Annotated in this window: 17 protein-coding genes; 6 read left to right on the forward strand and 11 right to left on the reverse strand. The window is 43.7% G+C overall.

Annotated elements, in window-relative coordinates; all coding sequences use genetic code 11:
- The first annotated feature begins 84 nt into the window (after positions 1–84).
- Positions 85–1,941, forward strand: a complete 1,857-nt coding sequence (locus ALKIM_RS0102525) for a mechanosensitive ion channel family protein (protein ID WP_026473280.1) — start codon at positions 85–87, stop codon at positions 1,939–1,941.
- Entirely contained in the window at positions 1,931–3,175 is a 1,245-nt protein-coding gene (locus tag ALKIM_RS17365) for a DUF6807 domain-containing protein (RefSeq protein WP_052345254.1), read from the forward strand. The genes ALKIM_RS0102525 and ALKIM_RS17365 overlap by 11 nt, the downstream gene beginning before the upstream one ends.
- 3 nt (positions 3,176–3,178) lie before the next feature.
- Here ALKIM_RS17365 and mnmD read toward each other — a convergent pair whose 3' ends face one another.
- From mnmD to ALKIM_RS0102555, 4 genes are all read right to left on the reverse strand, one after another.
- Positions 3,179–3,838, reverse strand: a complete 660-nt coding sequence (mnmD, locus tag ALKIM_RS0102535) for a tRNA (5-methylaminomethyl-2-thiouridine)(34)-methyltransferase MnmD (protein ID WP_026473281.1) — start codon at positions 3,836–3,838, stop codon at positions 3,179–3,181.
- A 142-nt stretch (positions 3,839–3,980) separates the two neighbouring features.
- A complete protein-coding gene (locus tag ALKIM_RS0102545; RefSeq protein WP_026473282.1) occupies positions 3,981–5,411 on the reverse strand; it encodes an MATE family efflux transporter in 1,431 nt (476 codons plus the stop codon).
- A gap of 82 nt (positions 5,412–5,493) precedes the next feature.
- Positions 5,494–6,159, reverse strand: coding sequence for a transaldolase family protein (locus ALKIM_RS0102550; RefSeq protein ID WP_026473283.1), 666 nt, complete (start codon positions 6,157–6,159; stop codon positions 5,494–5,496).
- A gap of 383 nt (positions 6,160–6,542) precedes the next feature.
- Complete coding sequence (locus ALKIM_RS0102555) at positions 6,543–7,106, reverse strand: hypothetical protein (RefSeq protein ID WP_026473284.1); 564 nt, start codon at positions 7,104–7,106, stop codon at positions 6,543–6,545.
- A gap of 335 nt (positions 7,107–7,441) precedes the next feature.
- Between ALKIM_RS0102555 and ALKIM_RS0102560 the strand changes: the two genes are divergently transcribed.
- Together ALKIM_RS0102560 and ALKIM_RS0102565 are read left to right on the forward strand one after the other, a co-directional pair.
- Positions 7,442–9,007: a PepSY-associated TM helix domain-containing protein gene (locus tag ALKIM_RS0102560; RefSeq protein ID WP_052345257.1), complete on the forward strand. Its 1,566-nt coding sequence runs from the start codon at positions 7,442–7,444 to the stop codon at positions 9,005–9,007.
- A 244-nt stretch (positions 9,008–9,251) separates the two neighbouring features.
- Positions 9,252–9,668 carry an RNA recognition motif domain-containing protein gene (locus tag ALKIM_RS0102565; protein ID WP_026473286.1) on the forward strand — a complete coding sequence of 139 codons (417 nt, stop codon included), beginning with the start codon at positions 9,252–9,254 and terminating at the stop codon, positions 9,666–9,668.
- A gap of 92 nt (positions 9,669–9,760) precedes the next feature.
- On the opposite strand, the gene ALKIM_RS0102570 is transcribed toward ALKIM_RS0102565, so the two are convergent.
- From ALKIM_RS0102570 to ALKIM_RS0102600, 7 genes are all read right to left on the reverse strand, one after another.
- A complete protein-coding gene (locus ALKIM_RS0102570) occupies positions 9,761–10,663 on the reverse strand; it encodes a cation diffusion facilitator family transporter (RefSeq protein WP_026473287.1) in 903 nt (300 codons plus the stop codon).
- 21 nt (positions 10,664–10,684) lie between these two features.
- Positions 10,685–11,125 (reverse strand): copper resistance protein NlpE, encoded by a 441-nt coding sequence (locus tag ALKIM_RS0102575; RefSeq protein ID WP_026473288.1) that lies wholly within the window; start codon positions 11,123–11,125, stop codon positions 10,685–10,687.
- A 414-nt stretch (positions 11,126–11,539) separates the two neighbouring features.
- Positions 11,540–12,766 (reverse strand): DUF4861 family protein, encoded by a 1,227-nt coding sequence (locus ALKIM_RS19505; protein ID WP_235714361.1) that lies wholly within the window; start codon positions 12,764–12,766, stop codon positions 11,540–11,542.
- Positions 12,767–12,844: 78 nt separating this feature from the next.
- The gene (locus tag ALKIM_RS0102585; protein ID WP_044117699.1) at positions 12,845–13,645 is read right to left on the reverse strand and encodes a gluconate 5-dehydrogenase; all 801 of its coding nucleotides are present in this window, start codon (positions 13,643–13,645) and stop codon (positions 12,845–12,847) included.
- Positions 13,646–13,657: 12 nt separating this feature from the next.
- A complete protein-coding gene (locus tag ALKIM_RS17370; RefSeq protein WP_052345260.1) occupies positions 13,658–14,008 on the reverse strand; it encodes a cupin domain-containing protein in 351 nt (116 codons plus the stop codon).
- Between the two features lies 1 nt (position 14,009).
- A complete protein-coding gene (gene kduI / locus ALKIM_RS0102595; protein WP_026473291.1) occupies positions 14,010–14,846 on the reverse strand; it encodes a 5-dehydro-4-deoxy-D-glucuronate isomerase in 837 nt (278 codons plus the stop codon).
- 79 nt (positions 14,847–14,925) lie between these two features.
- Positions 14,926–15,951 (reverse strand): LacI family DNA-binding transcriptional regulator, encoded by a 1,026-nt coding sequence (locus tag ALKIM_RS0102600; RefSeq protein ID WP_044118095.1) that lies wholly within the window; start codon positions 15,949–15,951, stop codon positions 14,926–14,928.
- A 292-nt stretch (positions 15,952–16,243) separates the two neighbouring features.
- Between ALKIM_RS0102600 and uxaC the strand changes: the two genes are divergently transcribed.
- Both uxaC and ALKIM_RS0102610 read left to right on the forward strand, forming a co-directional pair.
- Entirely contained in the window at positions 16,244–17,638 is a 1,395-nt protein-coding gene (uxaC, locus tag ALKIM_RS0102605) for a glucuronate isomerase (RefSeq protein WP_026473293.1), read from the forward strand.
- A gap of 47 nt (positions 17,639–17,685) precedes the next feature.
- Entirely contained in the window at positions 17,686–18,723 is a 1,038-nt protein-coding gene (locus ALKIM_RS0102610) for a sugar kinase (protein ID WP_026473294.1), read from the forward strand.
- The last annotated feature ends 78 nt before the right edge of the window (positions 18,724–18,801 follow it).

Here is an 18,801-nt window from a genome sequence, read left to right on the forward strand (position 1 = left end):
TTACATTTGATAGACCAAAACAACTCATCAGGGGTTGTAAACATTGTGCTAGCCATCCCATAAACTTTTTCAACACCAACAAGAATGAAAAAACGCCAAATATTACCCTTTCTAGCCCTTCTATTTGCGCCATTATTATCAACAGCGCAGAACGATTCTATTTATGAGCGGCTGATACATTTCAAAAAACTGGTTGAAAATGCGGGGTTTACGGATGAAGCTGATTCACTTCAAAAAACAGATTTGATAACCCATATCAACACGCTCATAGAATATGAATCGAGTTTAATGACGCTTAGCCAAACTGCCACCGCAGAGGAAATGCGCGACACCGAGACTAAAGAGGCTGAACTCATCAGCGGATTGCAATCTCTAAAGAAAAAGGCGGCGGGCGTGCCTGTCATTCTTTTTAAGGATACACTGTTTCACATCTATACCGGAACTGGCAATTTAACTGCAGACGAAAGGGCTGCCAACATCACGCGACGCATCAACAATATCTATGATGATTTTACCTTAAAAGATTCTCTAATTGTTTTAAACACCGAACGTAGCGCCGACATCGTGTTTCACGACATAATTTTAATGAGTGTTACAAATGAAGATGCCGCCTGGGAGTTTAGCAGCAAAGAGAACGTTGCACAGGAATACGTCAAAATTATTACTGCATCCATTGTGGATGAAAAAGAAAAGGATAACATCACTCTGTTTTTGATTCGTGTTGGGCTTGTAATATTGGTAATTACAGGCATATATCTGCTTATCTGGGGTATTAACAAGGGTCATAGGCGCATGACAAGGTTTATCACCCGAAACAAGGATAAGTGGTTAAAAAATCTGGCCTATAAAGATTACACTTTCTTGTCGGCCGAACAGGAGCTACGCCTTGTGTTTGTGTTATTCAACCTCTTAAAGTGGTTCATGATTCTGATGTCGTTATACCTGGTGCTACCTCTTGTTTTTAGCATATTTCCATTTACGCGTGGCTGGGCAAACATCCTTTTCAAACTGGTATGGTCACCTTTTAAAGGAATTTTTATAGGCATCTGGGATTACATTCCCAATCTCTTCACCATACTGGTTATCTATTTAGTAATGAAATACTTCATCAGATTTGTGAAGTACATTTTTTCTGAAATAGAATCAGAAAAACTTAAGATTTCGGGTTTTCATATCGATTGGGCTCAACCAACCTATAGCATCATTCGTTTTTTGCTGTATGCCTTCATGTTTATCCTCATCTTTCCTTATTTGCCGGGCTCCGATTCAGAAATCTTTAGAGGTGTATCAGTATTTCTAGGTATCCTCTTCTCGCTGGGCTCATCCACTGCCATTTCAAATATGATAGCCGGATTGGTAATCACCTATATGCGACCCTTTAAAATTGGCGACCGCATAAAAATTGGCGACATGACGGGAGATGTGATGGAGAAGACACTTTTGGTTACGCGGCTGAAAACGGTAAAAAATGAAGAGATTACCATACCCAATGCATCTGTGTTAAGCGGAAATACTGTAAACTATTCGGTTCACGCACGGGAAGAAGGTCTCATCATCCACACCACCGTAACCATAGGTTACGACGTGCCATGGAAGCACATGCACGAGGCTTTAATAGAAGCCGCAGCGCGTACAGCAGCAGTACTCAAAAATCCTGAACCTTTTGTTTTACAGACTGCCCTAGATGATTTTTACGTGTCGTACCAGCTAAATGCCTTTACACGAGAGGCACAACGTCAGGCATTTGTATATTCAGACCTACACAAACACATTCAGGATGTATGCAACGAACGGGGCATTGAGATACTCTCGCCGCACTACCGGGCACAAAGAGACGGGAATATGACCACAATTCCGGCAGACTATCTTAAACCAGATTATGATGCGCCCTCATTCAGGGTTGAAAACAGAACACAAAATGATGCTAAACATGACATATAAAAACGGACTGTTTCTAATTTTTATGCTCCTGACAGGGTCAGTTCTGTGGAGTCAACCAATTGCATTTTTAAAAGTTGACGCGGGCAATCATCAAAGAGAAAACACTCTGGTATCAGTTGTCATCAGCAACAAGCTAAACTTGTCTGATAAATGCATACAACTGTTTGAAATTACCGGAGACGGACTCAAACCAACACCCTTTCAGATAAAATCAGTTGACGCCGTTGAACTATGGTGGGTACTCGATGGCATCACAGCAAAAAAGCAATTGCGAAGCTACGAACTCCACATTGGAGAAACACCTTCTGCTACCGCACCAAACGAGCAATTTGTGAGAGACGCCACATCCTACCTTTTTCTGAATCATACACATAAGGCTCTCAAATACAACTTTGCCCCTGCCCCGGTACCCTCAGGCGTTGACAAAGCATTCTCGCGTAGCGGATATGTACATCCACTTTACAGTCCATCGGGCAAAACGCTCACCTACATACAACCACCGGATCACATTCACCATTATGGGTTATGGAATGCCTGGACCAGAACACAGTTTGAAACTAGATCGGTTGATTTCTGGAATCTGGGACAAAAACAAGGAAGAGTTGATTACATCGCTACCATACACACCCTCACAGGTGACATTTTTTCCTCACTTAAAGCTCTACATCACCACAAAGTGGTTAACACAGATGAGAAAAATGACATTGCACTGCTCGAAACATTGGAATTAACGCATTACAACGCGTTACAGGAGGTTTATGTAACCGATTACACCTCAACATATAACTGTGTCAGCACGCAGGGACTTTTTCTCGAGGAATACAGATATGGTGGATTTGTGTTCAGAGGAAGTGAAACATGGAATCCTAAAACGGTGGAGATGCTGACCTCTGAGGGCAAAAACCAATCCAACTGCGATGACGCGCGGGCACGCTGGTGTCTTGTAAATGAAATAGCAGATGGTGGAGCCGGTATTTTGCTGATGAGTCATCCTCATAATTTCAACCATCCGGAACCACTCCGCACCTGGGAGCCAGGTGCAAACAAAGGAGAAGCCAACATATTCATAAATTTCAGCCCAATCAGAAACAGCAGCTGGGAAATGAAGTATGGCCAAAACTACACGTTAAGATATCGTATCGTAACCTTTAACGGTAAGATGTGTCAGGAAACAGCTGAAAAGTATTGGATAGATTTTGCCCATCCACCTGTGGTTGAAATGAGTCTGCCTTAACTCTCAGACCTTCATTGCCCTTAACATTTCACGCTTTCCGGGCGGCCCCTGAAGCCTCTCAACTTTAAAACCGGCCGATTGCATAAATCGTCGTACCACTCCCTTGGCACAATAGGTGGTTAGAATTGCGCCATTGCGCATGGCCTTGAATAGCATCTGAAAAACCGATTCGCTCCACATTTCCGGCTGTTTTTCAGGTGCAAAGGCATCAAAATAGACCAAATCATAAGTCGAATCAACTGAAAACATCAATAAATCGGCTTCCATTTTGGTGAGATAAAACCCATTGGCAATCTTTACTTCACGATTCCAGTCGGCAGTATGTATCTGGCCAAACCATTCGCCTGCCGATGGATGCGGAACAACTGATGGATAATTTATTACTGCAAGCAAATCGTTGGGCACCGGAAACTTTTCCAATGTATGATAATGAATCACCCTTTCAGCTTTATGTGTGAGCGTTAAAAGCGCATTCAATCCTGTGCCAAAGCCAATTTCCAGAATATGGATATCATTTTTGCAGACCATCTTTAAACCAGCATCAATAAAAACATGTAATGACTCTTGCACCGCACCATTCATCGAATGGTAATGCTCATTCAAGTCAGGTCTGTACAATGTAGAGCTGCCATCAGCAGATACTTTAACTTCAATATTTTTCATCTATCTATAATCTGCATTTCAATTGCCAGAACTTGTCCCGATTTATCGGGATGGAACTTGGTATTATAGTCATCCTTGTGTATGAGAGTCAGGCTCTCATTGCTCGCTTTAATGTACTTTAAGGACAAAGCTCTGTTTAACATTAGCTCTTTTTGATAAAGAATTGTTGCCGCAGCCTTGAAGGTATCAGATATATTAACCTGCTACCGAGGTGACCCATCCTGTTATCTCCTCCATGGCGCAAAACCAGTATAAACCATAATGGCAAAACAATGCCCTTAAAGACACTGGTGAGCGATATGGCCCACCAAACACCAAACAAACCCAATGCAGGAAAAGATATCAGCAAGTATGCCAATGGCACTCTTGAACCGGTAAAGAGGATGCCCACCAATGATGGCGGCACAGTTTGCCCCACCCCATTAAAAGCACCACGGGTGGTTATTTCGTAAATCATAAACAGCTGTGAAACGGCCAGAATATAGAGATAAATTGCACCCAATCTCTGCGATTCAGGGTCTTTCAGAAACAGAGAGAATATCTCTTTCCCAAACAAGAGAAACAGCGCTGTAACCATTAATCCAAGCACGGTACCAATCAACAAAGTATAACGGTAACCAGTGCGAATGCGATCCCAACGTCCGGCGCCATAATTTTGCCCGGTAAAACTACCAAGTGCAGTGGCAAAGCCTGAGGAAGTCATCCATGAGAGGGCCTCAATTTGTGCCCCGATGCTTTGAACCGCAATGGCCACAGCACCAAAGCCAGCAACAATACGCGCCAGAAAAATGGCAAATACCGCAAACAGCGCACTTTCAGAAGCCACCGGAATGCCGAGTGCAAAAATCCGGCGTGAGATACCCCCATCAAATTTGAATTTCCGCAAATAGAGAGGCATCATCTCCTCCAACAGAATTAACCGATAAAAGAATATAGCAAAAACCAGAAATTGCGACATAAAAGTGGCCCATGCAGCACCCACCACACCCATTGCGGGAATTGGCCCAAAACCGAAGATAAACAGCGGGTCGAGCACAAGGTTAAGTGCCACACCGGCTGTCATATACCAAAACGGTGATCGACTGTTTCCCATGCCGTTATAAATACCGGCAAAAGTGGGGTTGACAAATGAAAAAACAAAGCCCATTGCCATAATGCGCAAATAGGATGCTGCATCGGTATTGACTTGTACAGAAGGCAGTCCAAAAAAACCTATGAGAACAGGCGTGAATAAAAGGACAACAACTGCCAAAAGCGCAGAGATTAATACGGCCCAGAACAAAGCATGCCTTACAAAGCGCAAGGCGAGTGCACTATCCTTTCGACCCAATGATTGCGACACCCCCACTTCAGCTCCCACTCTGGTAATCAACAACAACGAAATACCAAACCAGGTGTAGAAGCCGGCAACACCAACTGCCGCAACAGCATCCTCGCCCAACATGCCCAGCCAAAGCATATCGGTGAGATTATAGGTCATCTGCATAAAAGATGAACCTATTGTAGGAATTGCCAGTCTGAAAAGATGACGAAGGATTGGCCCGTTGGTAAGATCAATGTATTTGCTGCCCATAAGAGCGCAAAAGTACAAAAAAACCATGCAGCAGCGCGCTGACATAGGTCATTTCGCACTGCCGCATGGCAATTCTGGTGAGTTAATATTTTATGTCGTAAAACTCGGCACCATCACGCGAAAACCAATCCACATTCATATCGGTGAGCGGATGGCTTCTGAGTCGCTCAAGCACCTCATAGCAAACTGTAACGGCGTAACAGCCTGTTAAAGTCACACGATGCACCTGATCCACTGTTTTAAAACTGGCAGCCAGCACCTTGGTTGGCATCTTGTAGTCGTTAAAACTCTTCACAATATGTTGCACCACTTCGATACCGTGTGAGGAAATATTGTCGAGACGGCTCACATAAGGCGCCACATAATTGGCACCGGCACGCGCAGCAACCAATGCTTGCAGGTGGGTATACACCGCAGTAGCTGTAACTTTCAGCCCTCGCTTTTTGAGCATGGGCATGGCTTTGTAACCCTCTTCGGTGACGGGAATTTTAGCGTAGAAATTCACATGTTCACCAAGAAATTCCTGGTAACGCAAGGCCTCGTCGAGCATGCGGTCGGCTTTGTTGCTGATCAGTTGAACATGCAACATTTTCTCACCTACCAGCTCTTTAAGTCGTGGCAACAGTTTGGTCAATGGTCGCCCTTCGGTAGCAATTATCGATGGATTGGTTGTAACCCCTTCCAAGGGAAAATAAGAGAACAGCTTTTCAAGCTCATCCAGATTGGCACTATCGGCAAGAAACAACATAATTCAAGATTTTTATAAATAAAATACTCGTAAATGTGCATCCTTTGAGAATCCAATTTACGAGTATTTTTAATATCTGACTTAAAGAGTATGAAAAAAATATCGAATTTATGATTGAGATGGTAAGATATTAGATTTTAAAAAAGTTGGATGAATATTATTTCTCATTTAGACTAATAGACAAGATTAAACAGAAAAGAAGATCGTTCTTATCATCTTTCTCAACTACTCTATCTGTCTAAAATCTAACACTCTTCTCATCTGTAACAAGTTTCTATAATTAAAACAGTTACTTAATATGCTGCAAATTAACCAAATATCAAATTAACATGTGGCATTAAAAAAGGTGGATTCTGAACTAAAACGAATCTGTATAAACTGGATTATTTTGACATCAAACCATTGATTCTAGGCTGTAAAAACCACAATCCAACAGGAAAAATAATCATCAGAATAAACTCAGAGATAAGTTCATCAAAAACAGCAGGCTTTTGCAGTTCAGCCGAACGTAGCACCTTGGCAGTAAAATAAAAGCAATAAAACTTACTTATGATAAGCACCATCTGTAAAGGAATCAGAATCCAAAGTGCACCTGTGAGCGTATTGGCCATGGAGAATTTACCCATACTTAAAATGGATGCACCCCATATCCAGAAGGCCATTACCAATAATATCATTACCACCGGAACAATAATCAGGCTCCGAAAGAGTCCATTAGAAAAGAATTGCTGCAGGCCAAATCTGCGATACACCACTGTACCAACCGACCACATCCACAGATACAATGTCAACTGGGCGATGACAATTGCGACAGGCAGAGCAAAAAACAACCAGGCGCCATTAAAAAAATAAAGGGGCACCATAAACGCTGACAAAAAAAGTGCAAACGGAATAATAAATACAAATAGAAACAGTTGCCAGTGTCTGGCTTTTAAAACTTTATCCATAAAAATCGATTAAAAATCAAACCTCATTCACCCGCTGCAGCACCTTTATGTAGCCCCACGGTAGTGTTTCAGCACAAAGAAACAGAATTTAAAAATGCTTATACCAGTCTGTAACGAAAAAAAGCATTCACGGTTACATCATACCGCAAAAAACATGTAAAAATCGGCATTTTGCCAATGCATATACTTACTGATTTGATTCAATATTGATTTTTATTGAAGATATTTTTGTCCACTTTTAGTTTTTTAATATTTTTACGCAGCAGCAGACACCCCGATGCTCGCAGAGTAAACAATACAATTACAGTCTAATCAAACCAATTGACATTTTGCAGATGAGCGAAAGACTTAAACAAAAATCAACCCGAAGTAAATGGCTAAAGGCCATGCGTAAGTTTCACAAATGGCCGGGTATTATACTTGCTGTATTTGTCATACTCTTTTCCTTATCGGGGATAATACTGAATCACCGAAACTGGTTCTCAGCAGTAGATGTATCACGTAATCTGCTGCCACCAGATTTCAGGTTAAACAACTGGAACCTTGCTTCGATTCGCGGGGCAGTTCACGTATCGCCAGACGACATGGTGATATATGGTAACATTGGCGCCTGGCTCACCACCGAAAAAATGGATCGGTTCATCGATTTGAACGAGGGATTTCCAAAAGGCATCGACAACAGAAAAATTGATGCCATGCTGTTAACCAACAACGGCGAATTACTTGCCGGGACGCTCTTTGGACTTTACAGCTACAACGGTGAAACGTGGCAACCAGTAAATATTCCGGTTTCGCATAAGAGAATTACAGATTTAACTGAACACGACGAAAAAATCCATATACTTACCAGATCTCAACTGTTGCTAACATCAAACCTAAAGGATTTTGAGATAGTGAACCTCCCTCCTTCGCTACATGATGACAATAAAGTAAGCCTCTTCAGAACCTTGTGGACACTGCACAGTGGAGAGTTGTTTGGTGAAGTGGGCAAAATTGCAGTCGATATTTTGGGTTTAGGACTAATTTTTTTGAGTGTGACCGGGATACTACACTGGATTTTCCCGGGATGGATAAAACGCAGAAAAAAGAAAGAGCAAGGAGTTGAGAAGGTTAAGAAGGCGTTTGTTCAAAACTTGAAATTACACAACAAAGTTGGCTACATACTAGCATTTTTTCTAGTGATAACAGCCATTACCGGCATGTTTTTAAGGCCACCACTACTCATCACCATTGCACCAAAAAAAGTAAACAAAATACCATACACAATTTTAGACAACCCCAACCCATGGCATGACAAGTTACGCCGCATAATTTGGGACGAAGCGCATGAAAGGTATCTGGTATCCACCTCTGATGGATTCTTCTTTTTTGATAATACTTTCTCTGCTCCGGCCGAGCGCGTACCAATGCAACCACCGGTTAGCGTAATGGGATGTACCGTACTTGAACCACATCCTTCGGTTTTGGGCAATTACATTGTTGGTTCATTTACAGGCCTATTTAAATGGGATGTGCAAACAGGAGCTATCATCAACGTGATGACCAATAGCTTTTACAGTCCATCCGGGCGCATGGGATCACCCATATCAGAAAATCTGATTTCAGGATACATCCGCACCTCTACTGACAGATATGTAGTGGATTACAGTCGTGGACTGGAGCACTTAAGTGGGTCAAATACGCCACCACAAATGCCCAAGCCAATCATCGAGGCAACCCCTATGTCGCTATGGAATGTGGCATTGGATGTACATACAGGAAGAATTTTTCAGCATCTTTTAGGGTCTCTCTATATATTATATATACCCTTGGCCGGTATTACTTTGTTAATTGTACTGATAAGTGGTTTTGTTATTTGGTGGCTGGCTCATAAAAAAAAGAAAAAGGAGCAAGTCAGTTAAGTAATATTTGCTAAAAGCATTAAATCTAACGGACGCAAAAACAAACCACGGCAATCGACTGAGCTTCATCTATCCTTAGGAAAATAACGCCTTACAAGGTTAGAAAACTGCTTGTGTGAGGATAGAACAGAGAGATTCAATACCATAAAACAAATATTTTCAGTAAGTTTTTTTATAAAGAATACCATCTGAATAATAAAAACCATATCTTTAGGGAACAATTTAATTCTTTAAATATCTTAGGATGAACATTTTCGTTGGCAGCTTACCCTTTCGTTTGGAAGAAGCTGAATTAAGAGAGCTGTTTGAAGCTTATGGTGAAGTGTCCTCAGCACGCATCATCACTGACAAATTCTCAGGCAGAAGCAGAGGTTTCGGTTTTGTTGAAATGCCCGATGACGTAGCGGCCCAGAAGGCCATTGATGAATTGAACAGCGCCGAAGTTGATGGACGCGCCATTGTTGTTAACAAATCAGAAGAGAGAAAAGATTCTGACCGTAAGCGCTCATTTGGTGGTGGTGGCGGTGGCAACCGTGGCGGATTCGACAAAGGTGGTTACAACAAAGGCGGTTTCGGCGGAGGTCGTGACAGCGGTAACAGAAGAAACAGCGGCGGTGGCGGCGGTTTCAACAAAGAAAGAGGTAGCAGAAGAGATTACTAATCTCTGAAAATGCCGGCCACGGAAAGGAAAAATGATTATTCTTTCACGTACCATACTAAAAAGAGGATGCTCTCAATGAGCTTCCTCTTTTTTTATTTGCATATATCGCATACCTCACCCTGAAACTCAATGGCAATGGTGGGGTGATCAATGCCAATTTCTCGCAGAACCACATTGGCAGCAGACCTAACAGACACCTGCTGTTCCGAAGTAAGATCAACAGGAACCACAAGATGCACGCTCATCACATGGTAGTTACCATCCATACTCCAGGTATGAATGTCATGCACTTCCAGAACATTTTGAATGGCCATCAATGCGCTTAACACCTTATCGCCATCAAAATCGCGGGGGGTTGTTTGCATAAAAATTGCTGCAATGCCCTTCAAATTGACAATCACATTATAGAGAATAAAGGCTGCCACTCCCAACGAAAGGATGGGGTCTATCCAGTACCAACCGGTAAACTTTATAACAACGCTACCTACCAAAACCGCTATCCAACCCAGAACATCCTCAATAAGATGCAGCATAACGGCCTTGTTGTTAAGAGACTGATTTCCTCCTTTAAGTCGCAAAACGGCAATGCCATTAAATATGATTCCAAGCACCGCCATCACCATCATACCAACGGCCATTACCGGCTGTGGGTTAAGTATGCGGGGAATCGCTTCGTAAATAATGATGATACTGCCTGCAAGTAAGATGGCACTGGTAATGAAAGCTCCTAAAGTAGAGTAACGCTTATATCCGTATGAGTATTTTTCGTCGCGGCCGCGCTCCGACACCTTCTCGAGCCAAAGCGCGCTTCCAATGGCAATGGTATCTCCCAAATCGTGTACAGCATCGGAAATGATTGCAATGGAATTGGTATATACCCCGCCTATAAACTCGATGATGGTAAATGAAAAGTTGAGCAGAAACGCCACTTTCAGTCTCTTACGTACGCCCGGATCTTTTTTATCCGGATGAATATGATGGTGATGATGCCCCATTTAGAATAAAAAGTTTTAGAATCACTGCAATGTCAACCTGTAATGGTCGGCTAATTCACCCTGGATGCGGTTACCATCGGCATCGAGGTGCAAAAGATATCCCTCGCCCACAAAATAATGCCCCGGCATGCCATCTACATTGTTCAGTGTAATGGCTGATCCGGCATCATTCCATGAAAAAGTACCGCTAACCACATCGGTTAATTCAGTCTCCGCTCCTTGCCATGTTTGGCGCAATATAAATGTTTCGTCATAGCCTAACGTAAGCTCCGTAAGAATTCCGGAACAGCTGGCGCAGGGCAGCAGACCAACGTATGTGCCAGCCCAGTCGAGAGACGTGCGTGAGTTGTGCATATCAACTACTAAATCAGGAGTTTCAGCAACAACCTGCTGATTTGTAGTGCGCGGTTTGCAAGCAAAAGCGAGCATTAAAACTGGAAATAACAGAAAAACAGCTTTCATCTGTATATAATTTATTTTTAATTACCAGAGCTTGTCCCGATTTATCGGGATGGAACTCACCAAATTAGTCATCCACATGTGTGAGAGTCTGGCTCTCATGGTTCGTTTCATGTGATTACCTTATATTGAATGCATAGGTATATGCAATTAGACTATTAAAGATGTAAAGTTAGAAAAAGATTCACTGAGATATACAGTTCAACTTTCAACAATTGTTCAAAGTTAAAGTTAAATATACCAAAGTTTTGCGGCTATTATAGTTGTCGTTAATACTGTACAGCCGTTAGGAACTGCTTTTACTTTCGGAAATGGAAGCATCACCAACCCTTACAAAAAACCGCCTCCTCCACAAACGGTGTTGTGAAGGAGGCGGTCAACCACTTAAACAATAAAAAAAAATCAATTACCAATCAGCTACCAGAGTCGGCCATCAAGTTTCAAAGCCGCTTTGGTGAGCATATCTTTAAAATAAAATTCAGATGTAAAACCGGGGTCTTGAAGTTCCCATCCGGCAAAAAAAGCATACTCAGAGGGAGCATCAAAAGAGAGTTTAATGCCTGTAAGGTGTGTAAATGTTACCCCTTCGCCGGATTTAGGTGCTGTCTTCAGGTGAAGAAACTGCTCATCGGGGATGATGATGCCCAGACCGAGAATTTCATCGTCGAAACCCTGATTGCCATGTGTGCCAATGATGGTGTAGCCAGCCGATGCCAGTTCAAATGGCTCCAGTTCGTGTAAGTCAACCACACCGGAATAAAGCACCTCATCGCCAATAAGACCTTCGACCCAAACCTTGCTGCGATAAAAATGGTCGCCCGCATAAATTGAGATTTGGTGAACCACATTGTAGTTACGATTACCGACGGCAATACCGTTAAAATAGAGTTCGAGGATAGAGCGTACCGGCCCTTCAGTAATCAGGCGGAAACCAGCCTCATCGGCAAGGCCAATGCGGTAAATTTCATCACCAATGCCCAATGCAATGGCACCGGCACCAAGCGAATTGGCTACCTTGAGAATATCCATACCCCAATGGTCGAGTACGTGGTAGTCCTGTCCATCAATACCGGCATGGTCAAGCACCATATCGCTGGTGCGTTTTCCGAAAATATCCATCCCATTTCTGGCATCGTAATAGTTGCGGAAGCCCACAATGTCATTTTCCCATCCCGGACCTTCCATCTGATATATGGCCGATATGGTTGGGCTATCGGTAGATTTTAGTCTTAAATCACCTTTCGCATCACCATGAGGAGGATTTTTATATGCAAAGCGCACATTGGTACGTTTTGGAAACTCTTGAATTGCATCAGCAGGGAGAGCTGTAAAACTAAATTGTTGTAGTTCAGCAACACCAAAACTGGCAAGAAAGACGAGTTCGTCCCATTTCCCATCACCAGAAACATCGTCGAGTTGAGATATCAGAACCCGACCACGGCGATCGGTAACCTGAATCAAAGACTTATCGGTAAAATCACCCTGTATTAATGGTTCAACTGTGGCTCTATCCAGAACAATAGCTTTTCCAAGAACAGGTTCATTAAAAGGATTGGCCAGCTCAAAAACAGGTGGTTGCACCTTGCCACATGAAACCAGTAACATCAGACCTATTGCCACTGAAAAGATGTACTTTATATTCATAGGAGTAAATTTAAAGGGTTATAAATAAAAGAAGCATCAGGCGAAGGAATCAGATAAAGTACCCTTCGCCTGACACAACTAGATATCATTTTCGCCTTTCACATAGCCGAAGTTAGCCAATATACCACCATCCACATAAAGAATATGGCCATTGACAAAATTACTGGCTTTGGATGAGAGGAACAGCGCTGCATTGGCCACATCCTCAGGCTCGCCCCATCGTCCGGCAGGTGTGCGGGTCATAACCAAATCGTTGAATGGATGATTGCCTTCCCTGATGGGCGCTGTTTGTGCAGTGGCGATGTAACCGGGGCCAATACCATTGATTTGCAGGTTATATTTAGCCCACTCGCAAGTCATGTTTGAAGTAAGCAATTTCAGTCCACCTTTGGCAGCTGCGTAGGCAGACACAGAATTACGACCGTAAACACTCATCATGGAGCACATGTTGATGATTTTTCCGGCACGCTTCTCAATCATTTTTGGCGCCACACGTTTGGCAACGATGAGCGGAGCAATCAAGTCCACATCAATCACCTGCTTAAAATCGCTGAGGGGCATATCTAAAATAGGGATACGCTTAATGATTCCTGCATTGTTTACAAGGATATCCACGCTGCCTACTTCTTCCTCGATGAGCGAGATGCCTTTGTCCACATCGGCCTCGTTGGTTACATCAAACACAAGTGTAAACACATCGATGCCATCCTTGGCATATTCAGCTTTACAAGCATCGAGGCGTTCCTGTGACAGGTCGTTCACCACCACTTTGGCACCAGCCTGCCCCAGCACTTTTCCGATGGCCATTCCAATACCATGAGTTCCGCCTGTTATAAGGGCAACTTTGCCCGCAAGATTAAACAATTCGTTGATTATCATAATTCAAGTTCTTTATTTGGTTAAAAATTCCGCTCTGATTGGTGTAAACGAATCCACAATTCGCACATGTTTGGTGAGCCGCTGAATGGTGTGAGGCACATCTGATGGCATTGCGAACATATCACCCTTCTTCAGTGCTACCGGTTCTTTATCGCCCTCAAAAAGAAGGATTTCACCTTCGGCGATAAATGAGACCTGCTCATGTACATGTTGGTGAAAAGGGTCTGGTGCTTCGGTGGGGCCATCATAAAAATCGACCACCACCAACATCAGGTTATCCGTTTTTATAATGCGTCGCTCGATATCAGCCGAGAGATGGGTAACGGGAGCCTCATCATAGTTTTGCCACATGCCATCCATCATACTACTTCAATTCAGAAGGTTGACGCGTGTCCATATCACCATAGTCAAGGTTCTCACCAGCCATACCCCAGATAAACGTATAGTTTGAAGTACCGGCAGCACTGTGAATACTCCATGACGGAGAGATTACGGCCTGTTCATTTTTCATCCAGATGTGGCGGGTTTCGTCGGGTTGCCCCATAAAATGACACACCACCTGGTTTTCTGGCACTTCAAAATAGAAGTAAGCCTCCATACGGCGGTTGTGAGTATGCGGCGGCATGGTGTTCCAAACGCTTCCCGGCTTAAGTTCAGTCATTCCCATTTGAAGCTGACAGGTTTCCACCACGCTGTTTACCATCAACTTATTAATTTGACGGTGGTTAGAAGTTTCAAGCGCACCAAGCACAACCACTTCGGCATCGGCCAACGTGATTTTTTTGTTGGGATACTGTTTGTGCGCAGGTGCAGAATTAATATAGAGTTTGGCAGGGTTTGCCTCATCTTCAGATGCCAGCACCACATTTTGGTTGCCACTACCAAGATAGAGCGCTTCCTTATAACCAAGTTTGTATTCAACATCATCCGCTTTAATCACAGCCGGTCCACCAACATTGATAAAACCAATTTCTCGTCGTTGCAGAAAGTACTGCGCTTTAAGTTCCTCGAAAGGCTCAAGTTTACTACCAGCTTTTGTGGGCATGGCACCACCAACAATAAAACGGTCGTACATGGAATAAACCACTTTAATAATGCCGGAACTGAAGAGATCTTCCACAAGAAAATCCTTACGCAAACGTTCGGTATCATAGTTTTTTGCATCAGCCGGATGGGCTGCATACCTTAATTCCCATTGCATAATTCTACTCTTTTAAGGTTATACTATTGAAATAATATTCTAATACAATTTAAGGTCATAACCGTAGCTACCACAAGAGCTAAACGTTACTGCCGTTTTTCATGGATGAATCACGAACCAGTAACCGCACCGGCACCACATCTTCGGTTTGGATGGCAGTATAACCGGAGCGGGAAATGAGTTGAATCAATGAATTTGCCGCCCGGATACCTATTTCATAAGCATTTTGCTCAACCGTGGTGAGACCCGGAGAGATTATATCTGCAAACGGCTCATTGGCAAAACCGACTACGCCTATGTCATCGGCCACTTTCAATCCTTTTTCACGGATGGCTTCCATTGCACCAATGGCAGCATAATCACCTGCGCAAAATATGGCATCCACCTGATGTTTTTCTAAAAGCTCACGGGCACAATTCAGTGCGGTATCACGCGTGATGGCACCCTGGTAGGTGTGAGTCGCATCTATAAGCATCGATGCCTCATCCAGCGCATACTTATATCCACGAAACCTATCCTGATACACATTCACACTGAGCGAACCGGTAAGGTGGCCAATGCGTTTATAACCACTTCGGATAAGATGTTTCACGGCCATATACCCACCTGAAAAATTATCGTTTATGATACGTGGCCCTGGCACCTGTTTGGTTACCCGGTCAAACTGCACCACCGGAATATTTTCAGATGTTGCTTTAAGAATATGCGAGAAATCACTCATCTCCATGGCATGAGACATTATAATACCTGCCACACGGTTTTTAAGCAACACGTTAATGGCCTGCTCTTCGCGCAAAACCCGTTCGTGACTTTGACAAATCAGTAAATTATAGCCGGCAGGATTAAGCACCTCTTCCACGGCACTGATCACGTGACTGAAAAAATGCCTGTTGATGCGTGGCACCATCATCCCGATGGTATCACTCTTCCCTTTGCGCAGCGATGCCGCCACTATATTGGGCTGATATCCCAACTCCCTTGCTTTGTCCATCACCCTTCGACGCGTGCTCTCGCTCACCCTGAGGTTACCGGCCAACGCCCGTGATACGGTTGATGGCGTAATGTTGAGTGCCTCGGCAATATCGATAATGGTGATTCGCTTCATAGGTTGTTTGTATGATTCAAATGCAAAAATACAAACGTTTGCACAAAAAACACAATTTTTCAACCATCTTTTTTCATACAAGGTAAAAACACACCTTAAATGTATGGCAATAAACCATTGGATAAAAAGTTTAACACTTATCAAACCCACATATGTTTTGCAATGTTTATCAATCACTTAAAGCCACCAAACATTGTCACTATGAAAAAATTCGTCATTAATTATTAAAAAAACATTTGGAAAAAAACCAAACCTGTTCTATCTTCGTGTTCGTTAACGACAACAAAAAAATATGGCAAATTTTATCAATCCGGACTTTGTTCTTCAAGGAAAAACAGCTCAAAAGCTTTATCACGACTATGCAGAGAAGCTTCCCATCGTGGACTTCCATTGCCACCTATCGCCAAAACTGATAGCTGATAACCATCAGTTTGAAAGCCTGGGGCAAATATGGCTGGAAGGAGACCACTACAAGTGGCGCGCCATGCGCACCAACGGTGTGGATGAGGAGTTTTGCACAGGGAAAGCATCATTCCGCGACAAGTTTCAGAAATGGGCCGAAACGGTGCCTTCCACCATTGGCAACCCACTTCACCACTGGACACATCTTGAACTGGCACGCTATTTCGACATCTACGAACTTTTGTCGCCAGCAAATGCCGGTAAAATTTATGACCAGGCTACTGAAATGCTTCAGCAGGACAGTTTCAGGACTCAAAATCTGATTAAGAAAATGAACGTGGCCGTAATTGGTACCACCGATGATCCGATTGACACACTGGAGTATCACAAGGCATTGCAGGGATTCAGCGTGAAAGTGCGTCCCACTTTCAGACCCGACAATGTGCTTAAAACTGAAGATGCCCAATTCTTTAACAGCTATATTCAAAAGCTGGAAGCCGTATCCGGAAAAACCATTAAAACACTGGCTGACCTGATTCAGGTATTGGACGAGCGCCATGCATTTTTCCATGAAATGGGCTGTAAAGCATCAGACCACGGATTGGACAGATTGTACTATACGCCCAACTTTGCCGCTGGTGCTGACAAATCATTTGAAAAACTGCGCAATGGCCAGTTGCTTACCGACGAAGAGACAGAAGTCTACCGTACTTACGTGATGTACGAACTGTGTAAAATGAACCACAAACGTGGATGGGTTCAGCAGTTTCACCTGGGCGCCATGCGTAACAACAACACCCGCATGTTTAAAAAACTTGGGGCTGATGTGGGCTTTGACTCCATCGGAAATTCGCAGGATGCCAACAAAATTTCACGTTTCATGGATTTGTTGGATACAGAAGACAAACTGGCCAAAACCATCCTTTACAATCTAAACCCTGCCGACAACGAGATGTTTGTCACCATGCTGGGTAACTTCCAGGATGGCCGCACGCCGGGAAAAATCCAATATGGTGCCGGCTGGTGGTTCCTCGACCAAAAAGTAGGTATGGAAAAGCACCTTCGCGACCTGTCAGTTTTGGGTCTTACCGCCCGTTTTGTAGGCATGGTAACTGACTCAAGGAGCTTCCTCTCCTACCCGCGTCACGAATATTTCCGCAGAATACTTTGTAACCACCTGGGCACTGAAATCGACCAGGGTCTCATCCCCAACGACCAGGCATTGCTCAAAACGGTGGTTGAAGACATCTGTTACAACAACCCGATGAATTATTTCGGTTTTTAATCAGTTAAAAACAGTTACGTAAAATCTTACCAATTAAAATTAAATAGATGACACCAAGAGTTGTTTCTTTCGGAGAAATCATGTTACGCTTATCCACACCCGGATATCAGCGTTTTGCGCAGGCCACCTCGTTTGATGCCTGCTATGGCGGCGGTGAAGCCAACGTGGCCGTATCATTGGCCAACTATGGCATAGACTCATCATTTGTGACAGCCCTTCCAAAAAACGAAATTGGAACTGCCTGCCACATGGAGTTGAAGAAATATGGCGTCGACACAAAAGACATTCAATTTGGTGGCGAGCGCCTGGGCATCTACTTCCTTGAAACCGGTGCTGTGGCTCGTGCCAGCAAAGTGGTTTACGACCGTGCCCACTCCTCTTTTTCGCAAGTGAAAAAAGGACAGTTCAACTGGGACGAGATTCTGGAAGGCGCATCATTATTTCACTGGACCGGCATTACGCCTGCTGTTTCGCAGGGAGCAGCCGACGCGTGTCTGGAAGCCATTCAGGTTGCCAACAGAAAAGGCATCACCGTTTCAACCGACCTGAACTACCGTAAAAACCTCTGGAAATATGGCAAAAAAGCGAGCGAAGTAATGCCTGAACTTGTTGCAGGTTGCGACATTGTTTTGGGTAATGAAGAAGATGCAGAGATGGTTCTCGGAATCAAGCCGGAAGGTGTGGATGTAACGGGTGGTCATGTGGAAGCTGAAGCATACCGCAGCGTATCGCAGCAAATCATGAAACAGTTTCCTCGCGTGAAGAAAGTTATCACCACCCTTCGTGGTTCGGTGAGTGCCAACCACAACTCATGGTCGGGCGTGCTTTACGATGGTAAAAACTTGTTTACAGCACCAACCTATCAGATTACCCACATTGTTGACCGTGTAGGCGGTGGCGACTCATTCATGGGTGGTTTGATTTACGGATTGCTTACCTATACCAACGACGACGAAAAAGCGTTGCGCTTTGCAACCGCAGCATCTTGTCTGAAACACACCATTCTTGGCGACTTCAACCAGGTGACTGTGGAAGAGGTTGAGAAACTTATGGGTGGCGATGCTTCAGGTCGCGTATCGCGATAACGCCGATGACAATAAATTTGTGGAGAGAGCCGGTCGGTGAAATTACCGGCCGGCATTTCCCATCCAAACAAACAAAAA

The organism is Alkaliflexus imshenetskii DSM 15055, from assembly GCF_000517065.1.
GTDB lineage: Bacteria > Bacteroidota > Bacteroidia > Bacteroidales > Marinilabiliaceae > Alkaliflexus > Alkaliflexus imshenetskii.

Coding starts and splice junctions, on each gene's coding strand:
- ALKIM_RS0102525 (WP_026473280.1), top strand. CDS start 85: ATGAAAAAACGCCAAATATTACCCTTTCTAGCCCTTCTATTTGCGCCA.
- ALKIM_RS17365 (WP_052345254.1), top strand. CDS start 1,931: ATGACATATAAAAACGGACTGTTTCTAATTTTTATGCTCCTGACAGGG.
- mnmD (WP_026473281.1), bottom strand. CDS start 3,838: ATGAAAAATATTGAAGTTAAAGTATCTGCTGATGGCAGCTCTACATTG.
- ALKIM_RS0102545 (WP_026473282.1), bottom strand. CDS start 5,411: ATGGGCAGCAAATACATTGATCTTACCAACGGGCCAATCCTTCGTCAT.
- ALKIM_RS0102550 (WP_026473283.1), bottom strand. CDS start 6,159: ATGTTGTTTCTTGCCGATAGTGCCAATCTGGATGAGCTTGAAAAGCTG.
- ALKIM_RS0102555 (WP_026473284.1), bottom strand. CDS start 7,106: ATGGATAAAGTTTTAAAAGCCAGACACTGGCAACTGTTTCTATTTGTA.
- ALKIM_RS0102560 (WP_052345257.1), top strand. CDS start 7,442: ATGAGCGAAAGACTTAAACAAAAATCAACCCGAAGTAAATGGCTAAAG.
- ALKIM_RS0102565 (WP_026473286.1), top strand. CDS start 9,252: ATGAACATTTTCGTTGGCAGCTTACCCTTTCGTTTGGAAGAAGCTGAA.
- ALKIM_RS0102570 (WP_026473287.1), bottom strand. CDS start 10,663: ATGGGGCATCATCACCATCATATTCATCCGGATAAAAAAGATCCGGGC.
- ALKIM_RS0102575 (WP_026473288.1), bottom strand. CDS start 11,125: ATGAAAGCTGTTTTTCTGTTATTTCCAGTTTTAATGCTCGCTTTTGCT.
- ALKIM_RS19505 (WP_235714361.1), bottom strand. CDS start 12,766: ATGAATATAAAGTACATCTTTTCAGTGGCAATAGGTCTGATGTTACTG.
- ALKIM_RS0102585 (WP_044117699.1), bottom strand. CDS start 13,645: ATGATAATCAACGAATTGTTTAATCTTGCGGGCAAAGTTGCCCTTATA.
- ALKIM_RS17370 (WP_052345260.1), bottom strand. CDS start 14,008: ATGATGGATGGCATGTGGCAAAACTATGATGAGGCTCCCGTTACCCAT.
- kduI (WP_026473291.1), bottom strand. CDS start 14,846: ATGCAATGGGAATTAAGGTATGCAGCCCATCCGGCTGATGCAAAAAAC.
- ALKIM_RS0102600 (WP_044118095.1), bottom strand. CDS start 15,951: ATGAAGCGAATCACCATTATCGATATTGCCGAGGCACTCAACATTACG.
- uxaC (WP_026473293.1), top strand. CDS start 16,244: ATGGCAAATTTTATCAATCCGGACTTTGTTCTTCAAGGAAAAACAGCT.
- ALKIM_RS0102610 (WP_026473294.1), top strand. CDS start 17,686: ATGACACCAAGAGTTGTTTCTTTCGGAGAAATCATGTTACGCTTATCC.